The organism is Actinokineospora auranticolor, from assembly GCF_041897805.1.
Taxonomy (GTDB): domain Bacteria; phylum Actinomycetota; class Actinomycetes; order Mycobacteriales; family Pseudonocardiaceae; genus Actinokineospora; species Actinokineospora auranticolor.
In genome coordinates, this window is the sequence record NZ_CP154825.1 from 7,441,993 (window position 1) to 7,455,560 (window position 13,568).

Consider the following 13,568-nt stretch of genomic DNA (forward strand, 5'->3'; position numbering starts at 1 on the left):
GATCCGGCGTCTTACGAACTGATTCGGGCGGTCAGCCCGTCACAGCGCGGAGGGCGGCGTAGTAGCCGCCGCTCTGACCGGCGGTGTTCGGGTGGTAGGACTCCTCGATCGGGAAGGTCACGCTGTTGAGCCACCGCGCCCCGGACGCGCAGATCTCGTGACCGGAGAAGGCGGTGCGGCCGTCGACGAAGGTGAAGCCGTGCGCCGCGGCCCGGCCCGAGATCACCGACGCCAGCACACCGGAGGACTGGTTGATGGCGGCCCGCTTGGTCTCGCTCAGCCCGACGATGCAGGATCCGCCGAGCTTGTAGATGAGCGGGTAGCCGAGCACGATCACGCGCGCGTTCGGGGCCTTGGCGCGGATCTGGCCGTAGACCCCGTCGAGCAGGCCCGGCAGGGTGCTGCGGGCGTAGTTCTGCGCGGTCTCGTTGCGGCTGACGCAGGTGGCGTCCGAGCTGAGGTTGCAGTCGGTCATCACGCTGGCGAACCCGGCGTCGTTGCCGCCGATGGAGATGGTGACCAGCGCGGTGTCCGCGGTCACCGCGCCGACCTGGTTGTTGAGCACGTCCTGCGTCCGCGCGCCGGAGCAGGCGACGAACGAGAACGCGGACGGGCCGTGGGCGTTGGCCCACAGCTGCGGGTAGGAGTTGCTGCTGCGCTTGCAGTCGCCGCTACTGCCGTAGCTCCCGGCACCGAGCCCGGAGGAGTAGGAGTCACCGAGAGCGACGTACTTTCCCGGCGCGGCGGCGGCCTGGGTCGTCAGACCGAGCAGGGATAAGGCGGTGAGGACGATGATCGGAAGGGAACGGGGGACACGCATCTTCCTGCCTCCGGTGGTGGAGGGAATCCCGACAGACACATCACTACCAGGCGAAAACCAAGCAAGAAACTAGTTGGTTAACTTTCCCCACTCCCGGGTGCCCGGGATGACGGTTAGTGGTCGCTAACCGCGCTGCCATACGATGGCGGGGTGTCACCAGCAGCGGAGCCCGTCCCGGACAAGCCGACGCGCCGCGAGCAGATCCTCGCCGCGGCCGCCGAACTGTTCGCCCGGCACGGCTTCCACGGGGTGGGGATCGACGACATCGGTTCCGCGGTGGGCATCTCCGGCCCGGCGCTGTACCGGCACTTCCGCTCCAAGGACGCCATGCTCGGCGAGATGCTGACCGCCATCAGCGAGGTCCTCCTCGACGGCGGCCAAACCCGCGTCGACAGCGCCCGCGGCCCCCACGACACCCTCGGCGACCTGGTCCGCTTCCACGTCGACTTCGCCCTGGACAACCCCGCGCTGATCACGGTGCAGGAGCGCAACCTGGGCAACCTGACCGACCCGGACCGGCGCAAGGTCCGGGCCCTGCAGCGGCGCTACGTGGAGATCTGGGTGGAGGTCATCCGAGCGGCCGTGCCGACGACGGAGGAACCCACCGCCCGCGCCGCCGCCCACGCGGTCTTCGGGCTGATCAACTCAACCCCCCACAGCCGCCACCTGGACCGAGCCCAGATGGCCGACCTCCTCACGGGCATGGCCCTCACCGCCCTCACCCACGCCCCCCTCTAGCCCCAACCTCCAGCCGCACAACAAGCGCCGCCCTCACCCACACACCCCCTGACCCCAAACCCCCAGCCGCACAACAAGCCCGGCCAACCACCTTTTTCAAGATCCCCCACCGCCCCCGACACAAAGCCCCGCCCACCCGGGGCAGGCCCCGCCTTGAGCCTATCGCCGCAGTTCAGGCCGCTGGAAGCCGCTTTCCCAAACCTGTGCGCAAGTCCCGAGCATGTGGACAACCCAGGATTTCAAGATCATCCCCGGCCCCGAACCCGCGCACGAAGCCGACAGCATCGCGAGCCGCCACAAGCCGCGCGCAGGCCGAGCCCATCCCGAACGAGCCACCCCCAGCCACCGAACGCCAGGAATTCCCAGCATTGGCGGGCCACCCATCACCCGTCCGGCGGCGCCCCGATCGGGTGCCGAACGTCCCGGTCGCGCCACGACGTTCGACACCTGGCCGGTTACCCTGTCGGGTGAGTAACCTCCCCGTCACACACCGACGTGGAGGGTGGGCGCATGGACGCGGTGGCCGACTGGGTGCCGGAGGGGATCGATCTTGAACGACCGAGCGCCGCGCGGCTCTACGACTACCTGCTCGGTGGCGCGCACAACTTCGCCCACGACCGCGAGCTGGCCGAACGCTTCATCAAGGCGCAGCCGAACGCCCGGGAGATCGCCCGGCACAACCGGTCGTTCCTGCGCCGCTCGGTGCTGTTCATGATCGAGCGCGGGGTGCGCCAGTTCCTCGACCTCGGCTCCGGCATCCCCACCGTCGGCAACGTGCACGAGATCGCCCAGCAGGCCGACCCCACCACGCGAGTGGTGTACGTCGACTACGAGGAGGTCGCGTACGCGCACAGCACGCTCATGCTCGCGGACAACCCACTCGCCACCATCGTGCAGGCCGACCTCACCCGACCGCGCGACATCCTCGACGCCGAGACCACCCGCGAACTCCTCGACTTCACCGAGCCCATCGGCCTCCTGATGGCCGGGGTCTTCCACTTCGTGCCGCCCGCCAAGGACCCGCGCCGGATCGTCGCCGAGTACCGCGACGCCCTGGTCCCCGGCAGCTACCTCTCGTTCTCGCAATTCACCCGCGATCTGATGCCCGCGGAGATGGACCGCGTGGTAGAGGTGATGAAGTCCAGCCGCGATCCCATGTACCCGCGTTCGCACGCCGAGATCACCGAGCTGTTCGACGGCTTCGAGGTCGTCGAGCCGGGCATCGTGCCGACCGCGCTGTGGCAGCCCGACCCGGACCTCGACGACGGCGGCGAACCCAACCGCGCGGGTATCTACGCCGGGGTCGGCCGCAAGATCTGAACGACCGCGAACCACGACGACTGAACAGCGATGCCGAGCGAACCCGACCAACCCGGTGCCCCGGACCCTGACCTGGTCCGGGCTTGGCTGAGCGTGGTCGCCGCGACCGCCTACGTGCCGCGGTCGGCCGCCGAGATCGAGGACCTGCTGCGCAGCCTCCTCGGCAGGCTGACCACCGCGCTGGCCGCCGAGCCGTTCGACGCGGCCGCGGGCAGCCGCGTCGGCGAGCTGATGGTCGAGGGCGCGCTCACCGGCGAGGCGACGCTGGAGCGGTCGCTGCGGGTGCTCGCCGACGGCCTGGCCGACGCGGGGCACGGCGCGCGCTCGGTGGCGCCGCTGCTGGCCGCCGTGGCCGCGGGCTACGCCGCCGCGCTGCGCAGGCGCACGCTGGCCCAGCAGGAGAACATGAAACTCGCGCTGCTGACCGCCAAGCAGCGCGCCGAGCGCGACCGGCGGGCCACCGAGAACCGGTTCCGCGAGGTGTTCACCGCCTCGGCCATCGGCATCGCGATCACCGAGCAGGACGGCACGTTCGTCGAGGTCAACCCGGCGCTGGCGGCGATCCTGGGCTGTCCGGCCGACCAACTGCCCAACCGCGCGCTCGCGGAGTTCATCGCGGTGGAGGACTCCGACGAGCTGCCGGTGTTCGGCGAGGCGGACCGCAGGCGCCTGGTGCGGCCCAACGGCGAGTCGGCGTGGGTGTACCTGACCACATCGCTGTTGCACGACGACAACGGCGCCACCCGCTACCGGGTCACGATGGTGCAGGACCTGAGCGAGCTGATGCTGTTGGGCAACCAGCTCAGCCACCAGAACCTGCACGACGCGCTGACCGGCGCGGCGAACCGGCTGCACTTCCAGTCGCGGCTGGAGGCGATGCACGGCCAGACGTCGCCGCGGCACCTGCTGACGCTGCTGTGCCTGGACCTCGACGCGTTCTCGCTGATCAACACTACGCACGGGCACCAGGCCGGTGACCGGGTGCTGCGGTCGGTCGCCGGTCGGCTGATGAACGCGGTAGACGGCCACGACGCCGTAGTGGCGCGCATCGGCGGTGACGAGTTCGCGGTGCTCATCGCGCACGGTACGGCCGCGCCGCCGGTGTCCAAGCTGGTCGAGGGCATCAACCAGGAGCTGTCCGAACCGGAGTACGACGGTCGGCTCGGGTTGGCGGTGAGCGCCACGATCGGCGTTGTGCGGTGCAAGCCGTCGGAGATGTCGAGCACCGAGATGTTCCGCGCGGCCGACGCGGCGTTGCGGTACGCGCGTTCCACCGGCCGGTACCAATGGGCGGAGTTCGACGCCCATGCGGACCGGGCCGCGCGCAAGGTCGGTGAGTCCGCGACAGCGCTACCCGCGGCGTGGGAGAACGGGGAACTGGACCTCGCCTACCAGCCGGTTGTGCGGCTGTCCGACGGCAAGGTGGTCCGGGTTCGCGCGTTGGCGCGCACAACGGGGCTCGACGGCGTGGACTCCACCACAGAGCTGGCGGAGCTGACCGGTCTGTCGGTGCCGTTGGGACCGTGGCTGCTGGCCAAGTCCACCGAGAGCGTGCCGGTGTGGCAGGCGTTGTTCGCGGGCACGGCGGATCCGGACGAGGCCGTGCACCGGGTGCACCTCTCGGCGTTGCAGTCGGCGGACGCGGACCTGTCCGCGACGGTGAACACCGCGGTATCGCGCGCGGGTGTGGCGCCGGGGTTGCTGGAGATCGCGCTGGACACCACTACGGTGCTCACGGGGCGTGGTGACGCGCAGGACAATCTGCGCACGTTGAGCGACATCGGTGTGGTCACCGCGTTGCACGGCTTCAACGGCGGCCCGCGCGAGATCGCCATGGTGGAGCGGTTCGGGGTGCGCACGGTCGTGCTCGCCGACCCGTTCGAGAACTGGCGCCCGGACTGGCTGCCGCGCGACGCCGTGCCGATGCGGGCCACGCTGCGGCTCATCGAGGCGCTGGAGTCGCTGGGCACGTCCGTTGGCGTGCTGGGCGTCCGGGACCACGCGGAGGCCCGCTGGTGGGCCGACCAGGGCGTGCGCACCGGTGAGGGGCCCGCGTTCGGCGGTCCCGGCGACGTCGAGGACATCCTGGCGCGGCTGCGGCCCACCGCCAACTGAGCGAATCGCCCCTGGGTGATCTCCCCGCGCGGCGGCCCGCTGTTGCAGGATGAGGACGTGGACGCCCACAGCGAGTCCGATCCGAACCGCAGGCGCAGGCTCACCGAGGCCGCCGCCGGAGCCCTGGCCGCCATGCGCGCGGGTGAGGACGACGGTGCCCTCGACCGGGTGGCGGCCGCGGTGCGGTCCGCGCCGGACAGCCACGTCGACGCCCGTGAGCTGATGCTGATGCTCTTCCACGAGTGCAGTGCGATGGTGGCCGCGCTCGGCGCGGGCGGTACCGCGCCGGTCAAGATGCAGGTCTACGACGACGACGGCCACGAGGTGCCGATCGACGAGGCCGACCCTCCCGTGCGGACCGCGGTGCGCACGCTGCTGGCGGAGGTGCACGGCGACACGGACGCGGCCAAGGCGCAGATCGAGATCGCGCTGACCAACGCGGCGCCGGAGGAGATGGCGATGCTGATGGTGCAGGCGCTGCGCTGGACGCTGCGGCTGTCGGACGAGTGCGTCAACCGGGGACTGCCCGTCCCGGGCTGGCTGCGCGACGCGTCCTGAGCAGGCGATCTCCGATCAAGATCGCGAGTTGTCCACAGGCCGGTGGACGGGCTTGGCGAAATCCCCACCGGTTTCCCTAACCTTGTCCCAGTGGGCGGAGAAGCCGTCCCGGACAAGGGAGAAACCATGGGGAACGGCCTCGCGCTACAGGATTTCCTTCAGCAGCGCGGCGAGCTGGGCGGTCTCGGTCAGGAAGCCGTCGTGGCCCGCGGGCGACGTGATGACCCGCAGGCCGTCGGCGGTGGAGATGCCGTCGGCGAGTTCTCGCTGCTGCGCCAAGGGGTAGAGCCGGTCACTGTCCACTCCGGCGACGACGGTGCGCGCGGTGACCCGGGCGAGCGCGGCCGGGATCCCGCCGCGGTCGACACCGACGTCGTGGCCGTTCATGGCCTCGGTGAGCAGCACGTAGCTGGCCGCGTCGAAGCGGTGCGCCAGCTTGGCCGCGTGGTGGTCCAAATAGGACTCGATGGCGAACCGGCCGTCGGGCTGGCGCGCGCGGCCGAAGCGGTGGGCGATCTCGGGTTCGCTGCGGTAGGTCACCTGGGCGATCCGCCGGGCCACGCCGAGGCCGTCCCAGGGGCCCTCGGGGGTGTCGTGGTAGTCGCCGCCGCGCCAGCGCGGGTCGGCGCGGATGGCGTGCAACTGCGGCGCGGCCCAGGCGATCTGCTCGCCGGAGGCGGCGGCCGGGCAGGCGAGCAGCAGCAGCGCGGCCACCCGGTCCGGGGTGGCCACGGCCCACTCCAGGGCCCGCATGCCGCCCATGGAGCCGCCGAGCACCGCGGCCCAGCGGTCGACGCCGAGCGCGTCGGCGAGGACGACCTCCGCGGCCACCTGGTCGCGGATGCCGATCGACGGGAACCGGCTGCCCCAGGCCCAGCCGTCGGCGGCCTGGCTGGCCGGTCCGGTCGTGCCCTGGCAGCCGCCGAGCACGTTGGGGCACACGACGAAGTACCGGTTGGTGTCGACCGCGCGACCGGGGCCGATCAGCCCGTCCCACCAACCCGGGGTGGGGTGGCCGGGTTCGGGTGGGCCCGCGGCGTGGCTGTCGCCGGTCAACGCGTGTTCCACGAGCACCGCGTTGGTGCGGTCGGGGTTGAGCTCGCCCCAGGTCTCGTAGGCGATCCGGGCGCCCGGCACCGGTCCCGGCAGCGGGACCCACCGGCGGCGACCGGGCGGGTCCCCCTCCCGCCACGCGCCGGTGGCGGGAGGGGGAGGGGTGCTCACAGCTCGGCCTTGGCGGCCCGGAAGCCGGCCTCCAGGTCGGCGAGGAGGTCCTCGACGTTCTCGATGCCCACGGAGAGCCGCACCAGGCCGGGGGTCACGCCGCTGGCCAGCTGCTCCTCCTCGGCGAGCTGGCTGTGCGTGGTGCTGGCCGGGTGCACGATGAGGCTGCGCACGTCGCCGATGTTGACGAGCTGGCTGAACAGCTCGGTGCCGTCGACGAACTTGCGCCCGGCCTCGACGCCGCCGCGCAGGTCGAAGGAGACGATGGCGCCCGCGCCGCGCGGCAGGTACTTCTGCGCCGCGGCGTGGAAAGGGCTGGAGGGCAGACCGGCGTAGTAGACCTTCTCCACCTCGTCGCGCTGCTCCAGCCACTCGGCGATGGCCTTGGCGTTGGCCACGTGCCGCTCGATGCGCAGCGACAGCGTCTCGATGCCCTGGATGATCAGGAACGCGTTGAACGGCGAGATCGCCGCGCCGGTGTCGCGCAGGCCCTGGATCCGGGCCTTGGCGGCGTAGGCGCCCGGGCCGAGGGCCTCCCAGTACTTGAGGCCGTGGTAGCTCGGGTCGGGCTGGGTGAAGCCGGGGAAGCGGTCGGGGTGCGCGCCGAAGTCGAAGGTGCCGCCGTCGACCAGGACACCGGCGATGGTGGTGCCGTGGCCGCCCAGGTACTTGGTGGCCGAGTGCACGACGATGTCGGCGCCGTGCTCGATCGGGCGCAGCAGGTACGGGGTGGGGACGGTGTTGTCGATGATGAGCGGCACGCCCACCTCGTGGGCGACGTCGGCGACGGCGCGGATGTCGAAGACGTTGTTGCCGGGGTTGGCCAGGCTCTCGCCGAAGAAGGCCTTGGTGTTGGGCCGGACCGCGGCGCGCCAGGCGTCGAGGTCGTCCTGGTCGTCGACGAAGCTGACCTCGACGCCGAGCTTGGGCAGCGTGTAGTGGAAGAGGTTGTAGGTGCCGCCGTAGAGGGAGGGGCTGGAGACGATGTGGTCGCCGGACTCGGCGAGGTTGAGGATCGCCGCGGTGGTGGCCGCGGACCCGGAGGCGAACGCGAGGGCGGCCACGCCGCCCTCCAGCGCCGCGACGCGCTGTTCGAGCACGTCCTGGGTGGGGTTCATGATCCGGGTGTAGATGTGGCCCGGCTCGGCGAGGCTGAACAGGTCGGCACCGTGCTGGCTGTCGCGGAAGACGTAGGAGGTGGTCTGGTAGATCGGGGTGGCCCGGGCACCGGTGGTCGGATCCGGCGCGGCGCCCGCGTGGATCTGCTTGGTCTCGAACGACCAGGCGGCGGAGTCGGTCATCGGTTCTCCTAGCTCTCGTGCGCGGTACCGGCGGCTCGTTCCAGCTGGACAGCCGTATAGAGCAAGCTAGCTGCGCCGACCGGACGACGGGCAGACCTTCCACGATCTGGAACACGGGGGCGGTTGCCTGTTCCACCCGGACGGGTGACGATCAACGGCATGCGCGCCACCACCCTGGTCCTGGCCCTGCTGACGATCACCACCGCCGCGGCACCCGCGGCGTCCGCGCAGCCCACCACCGCACCGGCCACCACCTCCCAGACAGCGAGCGGTCAGTCCTTTTCGGCCGCCGGAGACGAGAGCAGGCCGCGTACGCGGTACCGCCACTACGTGGCGCTGGGCGACTCGTACGCGTCCGGCCCGGGGATCCCGACGCAGAACGGGACCCCGCTGGGCTGCGGGCGGTCGGACCACAACTACCCGGGCAAGCTGGCCCGGTGGCTGCGCGTGCGCCGGTTCACCGACGTCACCTGCGGCGGCGCGACCACGGCCGAGATGACCAGGCCGCAACAGGTGTACGGCGGGGAGAACCCGCCCCAGTTCGACGCGCTGCGACCCGAGACCGACCTGGTAACGCTGACCATCGGCGGCAACGACATCGGCTTCGGCGAGATCCTGTCCACTTGCGGCAGGCTGGGGGCCACCGACCCCACCGGCGCGCCGTGCAAGGCGCACTACACCGCGAGCGGCACGGACGAGCTGGCGAACCGCGTCCGCGCCGTCGCCAGGACCCGGGTGGCCAAGACCCTCGGCGAGATCCACAAACGCGTCCCCCGCGCGACCATCCTCGTGGTCGGCTACCTCCGCATCCTCCCCGACGGCCCCGGCTGCTGGCCCCTGGTCCCCTTCGCCGCGGGCGACACCGCCTACTTCGACCAAACGGGCCGCGCCCTCAACCAGGCCCTGGCCGAAACCGCCCGCCAGGCAGGCGCCACCTTCATCAACCCCTACCCCTACGCCACCAACCACGACGCCTGCCAATCCGCCGAAGACCGCTGGGTCGAGCCCCTGCGCCCCGACTCCCCCGCCGCCCCCCTGCACCCCAACGACACCGGCATGACGGTCGTCGCCGCCCTCGCCTGGCTGGCGGTCCAGTCCCACTAGGTCCACAAAGGACATACAAGCCGGAAATGCCGCCGAGCGCGGAATTCGCGACACCGGCCAGAACTCCGCGCCGCCGACAATCGCGTGACATCACCGCGCCCCGCCGGTTCCCGCAGCGCGGGCTTCGACACTTCCCGACCCCGGCCATGCCAACCCGTGCGCGCAATGCCGAATCACATCAACCGCCGCGGCTAAACCCGACCACTCGGGCAAAACAGGGAAGCGAGCGCAAGTCACCCGACACAAGGCTGAAAGTCGACCGCCTGCCCGGCAAAAATGATCAACGCACGCCTCCGACCCAATGCCACTAACTTAGGCTAGGTGCGAGGATTCTGATGGTGGCCGGACCCTGATGTCGAACGCCTTGATGTTTGCCTTTTTTGGTGGGGTAGCGTTTATGGCGTCCACGTTTGGCCACACGGGGGTACGTTCGGTGCCTTCGGGCCGCGAGGTGTCTCTCGTTGATTTCCGCGCGGGTCTCCGATAACGCTCTCGCTTGGCGTTCAGGGGGAAAAATCCGCCTCGGCGGGGACCTGGCGTCGGATGACTCGAAGAGACCGCATGAAGGACAGTCGATCAGGGTCGACGTCGGCCTCGTCGGCCGCCGAGCACATCAAACGCCGAATGCCATAGTGTGCGAGCAGGAACGCCCACAGTTCCTGACGCACCATGTCGGGCGATCTCGACCGCAGCGTCTTACCCGATCCTTGTTGATGGGTCTTCATCTCATCGATCAAACCCTCGCATTCCCAGCGTTCATGGTAGGCGAGAGCCAATTCCATGGCGGTCGCCTCGGCCGGGTCGAGAATCGACGTCACCACGCACACGACCTCGGCTGCCCCGTCACCCGCCCGGTCGGGAACCTGATATTCGACCACCCGAACCGGTTGCGCATCCTCGGAACGACAATCCTCGCCGCGGCGGGCCTTCTCGATCAGCCGATCCCGGCGCCCTCGGCGCACGGCCGAACTGACCAGGATCGAGCGATACGAACCGTCGGGCAACCACTCCAACACCGGCAACGTGACAGCCGAACTCACTCTCCACAGCAGGTCAGCGCCAGTACGACGGAACTCGTTCCACAGATCGAAACCGTAGAAGCCCCGATCGGCGATCACCAGCATGTCCGGCTCGACAGACCCGATGATGTCTCTCGCGAGAGTTTTCTCGCTGGTCAGGCACCCGGCGATCGCGGCCCCCACGATCGCGCGGGAACCACACTCGCCCAACACGATCATCAACGCCCGCGGAAACGCGGACTCGACCGACTGATTACGCTGTCGACCGAACTCCGCCGCGTTCTCGGGCGTATCCGGAACATCCACGGAGAACCCATCCATCGCCATCAACCGACGCGACGCCAACCACGCCCCTGTGGTACCCCGCCCCGCCACCGGAACAGCGACCCGCTCAAACAACAGACTCAACGGCTCGACCCCCAACCGCTTCCGAGCCTTGGAAATAGCCGCCGTCGAGGGAACATTCCACTCACCACGCCACGAACCCACAGACCGCAACGACCCAACAAGCTTCCGCATCACCTCCTCGTAATCATCATCGAAAAACAGGCACATCCCCAAACAAAACCGCACCACCACATGCGCGGGAAGCAACCGAGACCGCAACTCGCGACGGCCCGTCTCGTTCAACACATCCTCGATCACATCTCGAGGAAAAACCTCCGCCAACACACCCAACGAGATCCGATCGGTCAACCGAACAGCCGACGAATCAACGACACCACCACGAACCTGCACCACGCGAGCCACCCGAAAATAATAGCAGCTCCTTGCTTAAGTTAGTGGCATTGCGCCTCCGACCCCCGGTATCCATTCTACCGGCGGGCACCGACAATGTCGGCTGAAGACGATCACGCCTGTGGACAACCGGTCGGAAACCGGGGACAAGAAGGGAGATCATCCCCAGGTCGGGCGAGTTGTCCACAGAGGCTTATTCACGCCCCGCAATGATCACCCCGAAGCGCGAGACGGCGGCCCGTTTGCGAGAATCCAGCCACCACGCATCATTCTCGACAACGGGCCGCGTCTGTGTGTCCTGGCGCCGGTCTCGGTCGAGGCCGTGTCGAGGAACTATGTGCCTTGATCGGTGAGGTGACCGAAGATGGTCGCCGGTTCTCGGCGTGTGTCGCTCCGTGGTGGTCGCGGTGGCGTATTCGCGTCGGAATCGGGTTCAGGCGGAGTGGGTGGATGCGTTCGTGGTGTCGTGGTCGACGGTCGGCCGGGTGATCGCGGCGGTGGCCCCACTGTTGCTGGGCGGGTGTGTGAGGTGGGTGTCGGATCCGGTGCCGTGACCTCGGAACGACATCGTCGGCCTGGAGGTCTCGCACGTTCTCGAGGGACGGGATGCCGGCGCCTGGCTCGGCGACGAGGGCTGCGTCGGCGGCGGAGTCCTGACCCCTATCAGAAGACCCGGAGACCGGGAGCGACCCGACCGGGAACGGGAGTTCAACCGACACCACGACTGCACCCGTGTCGTGGTCGAACGCGCCGTCGCCCAACACGAAACCCGGCGCGTTCCCCACACCGACCACCGGCGCCCCATCAACACAATCTCCGCGGTCATCGGCCTCCACTTCTACGCCGCTGAATAACCCTCACAGGCTTGATCGCTACCAACCGGTATCGTCTGTGCCGCCAACTAGAATGGATACCGGGGGCCGGAGGCATACCCCCCGGGATCACCTGCCGCGGGTGGTGGGGGTCCAGTTGGGACGGTTGGGCGCTACCGTGGCGGTGGGGCCGGGTGGGGCGGCCGGTCAAGCGGTGGTGTGGAGGGGGTGGGCGGCGTGATCACCGTGCAGGGCGTGGTGGATCGGATGGGGCCCACGCTGTTACGCACGGTCCACGCCGACGAGCGGGCGCCGCTGGTCGGGGACGTGGTCATCGCCGAGTCCGGCAAGCGGACGCCGGTGTCGTCCGGGGATCTCGTCCTCGGTATCGCCGTGCAGTCCACCGCCGAGGCCGTCGAGCTCGTCCGGCAGTGCGGGGAGCAGGGGGCCGCCGCCGTGCTCCTCAAGCCGCCGCACGCGGGGCGGCACGCGGTGAAGGCGGTGGCCGGGCGGGTGGGGACCGGGCTCGTCGAGGTGCGGGGGGCGACGGCTTGGGCGCAGTTGGTGTGGTTGCTGCGCTCGGTCCTCGACGCGGCCGCGGACGAGGCGGCCAACGAGCTCAACTCGGGGGCCGGGCCGTTCGGCGACCTCTTCCGGTTGGCCGACGCCGCGGCCGCCGTCGTCGACGCGCCCGTCACGATCGAGGACGCCAACTCTCGGGTGCTCGCCTACTCCGCGCGCCAGGACCGCACCGACCCGGCGCGGGTCTCGACCATCATGGGCCGCCGGGTGCCCGACGACGTGCTCGCGCGGTTCCGCTCGCGCGGCGTCTTCCGCGAGCTGAGCCGGGGCCGCACCGCGATCTTCGTGCCCGCGCAGAAGGACGGCACGCTGCCCCGCCTGATCGTCCCCGTGCGGATGGGCGGCGAACTCCTCGGTTCCATGTGGGCCGTCGTCGCCGGTCCGGTCTCCGACGAGCGGGCCGCCGCGTTCGCCGACGCGGCCCCCGTGGTCGCGCTGCACCTGCTGCGCCGCCGGGCGCGCGAGGACTCCGACCGCAGGCGGTCCGCCGAGCTGGTGCGCTCGGTGCTCGACGGCACCGGCAGCGCCCGGCTGGGCGCCGCCGAACTGGACCTCTCCGACGACCACCACCGCGTCGTCGCCATCGACACCCAGGCCGCCGAGAAGCTGGCCGAGGGCGTGCGGCTGGCGCTGCTGGAACGGCTCAGCGCCGGGGTCGGCCGCCGCCCGGCCGTCGCCGACCTGCACGGCCTCCTCTACGCGATCGTGCCCGACACGCCCGGCCCCGGCGGCTGGCCCGAGCTGCGCACCGCGCTGACCGAGCTGGCGGGCCCGCTGGTCGCCGCGGGCACCCCCGTGCGCGTCGGCGAGCTGGCCCGGTCGCGGGCCGAGGCCGACGAGGCGCTGAGCCTGCTGCGCGCCGGGCTGGTCCCGGGGCCGCTCGCGGTGCACGACGAGGTGTGGACCGTGCTCGTGCTGCACCGCACCGCCGTCGCCTCCACCGGCGCGGGCGTCGCGCACGTCGGCCCGCTCACCCACCTCCGCGCCCGCGGCGACGCGTCCTGGTACCTCGACACCCTGTACGAGTGGCTGCGCCACCCGGGTGACCCGCGGGCCGCCGCGGCGGCCCTGAGCATCCACCCCAACACGCTGCGGTACCGGATGTCCCGGGTCACCGCGGCGCTGGAGGTCGATCTGGGCGATCCTGACACTCGGTTGGCACTGCTTACCCAGTTGGTGGCATTGCGCTGGGGCTGACTGTGCTGCGAGCACAACCAGGCACGATTACTCTCGGTCT

The 13,568-nt window shown here is 70.3% G+C and carries 10 protein-coding genes; 6 read left to right on the forward strand and 4 right to left on the reverse strand.

The genetic code is table 11. The features are described from left to right. Positions 1–31 precede the first annotated feature (31 nt). Positions 32–820, reverse strand: a complete 789-nt coding sequence (locus tag V5P93_RS32420; RefSeq protein ID WP_104483504.1) for an SGNH/GDSL hydrolase family protein — start codon at positions 818–820, stop codon at positions 32–34. 150 nt (positions 821–970) lie between these two features. On the opposite strand from V5P93_RS32420, the gene V5P93_RS32425 reads away from it, so the two are divergent. The 4 genes from V5P93_RS32425 (at position 971) to V5P93_RS32440 (ending at position 5,551) form a co-directional block, all read left to right on the forward strand. Further along, entirely contained in the window at positions 971–1,558 is a 588-nt protein-coding gene (locus V5P93_RS32425; RefSeq protein ID WP_104483503.1) for a TetR/AcrR family transcriptional regulator, read from the forward strand. Between the two features lie 510 nt (positions 1,559–2,068). Beyond that, positions 2,069–2,878, forward strand: a complete 810-nt coding sequence (locus tag V5P93_RS32430; RefSeq protein WP_104483502.1) for an SAM-dependent methyltransferase — start codon at positions 2,069–2,071, stop codon at positions 2,876–2,878. Between the two features lie 30 nt (positions 2,879–2,908). Further along, positions 2,909–4,993: a diguanylate cyclase domain-containing protein gene (locus V5P93_RS32435; RefSeq protein WP_104483501.1), complete on the forward strand. Its 2,085-nt coding sequence runs from the start codon at positions 2,909–2,911 to the stop codon at positions 4,991–4,993. 132 nt (positions 4,994–5,125) lie between these two features. Further along, on the forward strand, positions 5,126–5,551 hold the full coding sequence (locus V5P93_RS32440; RefSeq protein ID WP_245931806.1) for a hypothetical protein: 426 nt from the start codon (positions 5,126–5,128) through the stop codon (positions 5,549–5,551). A 144-nt stretch (positions 5,552–5,695) separates the two neighbouring features. Here the strand turns inward: V5P93_RS32440 and V5P93_RS32445 are convergent, their stop codons facing one another. Together V5P93_RS32445 and V5P93_RS32450 are read right to left on the reverse strand one after the other, a co-directional pair. Then, positions 5,696–6,775, reverse strand: coding sequence for a homoserine O-acetyltransferase (locus tag V5P93_RS32445; protein WP_104483499.1), 1,080 nt, complete (start codon positions 6,773–6,775; stop codon positions 5,696–5,698). Further along, positions 6,772–8,076, reverse strand: coding sequence for a bifunctional o-acetylhomoserine/o-acetylserine sulfhydrylase (locus V5P93_RS32450; RefSeq protein WP_104483498.1), 1,305 nt, complete (start codon positions 8,074–8,076; stop codon positions 6,772–6,774). Before V5P93_RS32450 ends, V5P93_RS32445 begins: the two co-directional genes overlap by 4 nt. Before the next feature lie 159 nt (positions 8,077–8,235). On the opposite strand from V5P93_RS32450, the gene V5P93_RS32455 reads away from it, so the two are divergent. Continuing rightward, complete coding sequence (locus V5P93_RS32455; RefSeq protein ID WP_146108406.1) at positions 8,236–9,180, forward strand: SGNH/GDSL hydrolase family protein; 945 nt, start codon at positions 8,236–8,238, stop codon at positions 9,178–9,180. 503 nt (positions 9,181–9,683) lie between these two features. On the opposite strand, the gene V5P93_RS32460 is transcribed toward V5P93_RS32455, so the two are convergent. After that, positions 9,684–10,940, reverse strand: a complete 1,257-nt coding sequence (locus tag V5P93_RS32460) for an IS4 family transposase (protein ID WP_374066554.1) — start codon at positions 10,938–10,940, stop codon at positions 9,684–9,686. Positions 10,941–11,986: 1,046 nt separating this feature from the next. Between V5P93_RS32460 and V5P93_RS32465 the strand changes: the two genes are divergently transcribed. Further along, the gene (locus V5P93_RS32465) at positions 11,987–13,528 is read left to right on the forward strand and encodes a PucR family transcriptional regulator (protein WP_104478345.1); all 1,542 of its coding nucleotides are present in this window, start codon (positions 11,987–11,989) and stop codon (positions 13,526–13,528) included. Positions 13,529–13,568: the final 40 nt, after the last annotated feature.

Coding starts and splice junctions, on each gene's coding strand:
- V5P93_RS32420 (WP_104483504.1), bottom strand. CDS start 820: ATGCGTGTCCCCCGTTCCCTTCCGATCATCGTCCTCACCGCCTTATCC.
- V5P93_RS32430 (WP_104483502.1), top strand. CDS start 2,069: ATGGACGCGGTGGCCGACTGGGTGCCGGAGGGGATCGATCTTGAACGA.
- V5P93_RS32435 (WP_104483501.1), top strand. CDS start 2,909: ATGCCGAGCGAACCCGACCAACCCGGTGCCCCGGACCCTGACCTGGTC.
- V5P93_RS32440 (WP_245931806.1), top strand. CDS start 5,126: ATGCGCGCGGGTGAGGACGACGGTGCCCTCGACCGGGTGGCGGCCGCG.
- V5P93_RS32450 (WP_104483498.1), bottom strand. CDS start 8,076: ATGACCGACTCCGCCGCCTGGTCGTTCGAGACCAAGCAGATCCACGCG.
- V5P93_RS32455 (WP_146108406.1), top strand. CDS start 8,236: ATGCGCGCCACCACCCTGGTCCTGGCCCTGCTGACGATCACCACCGCC.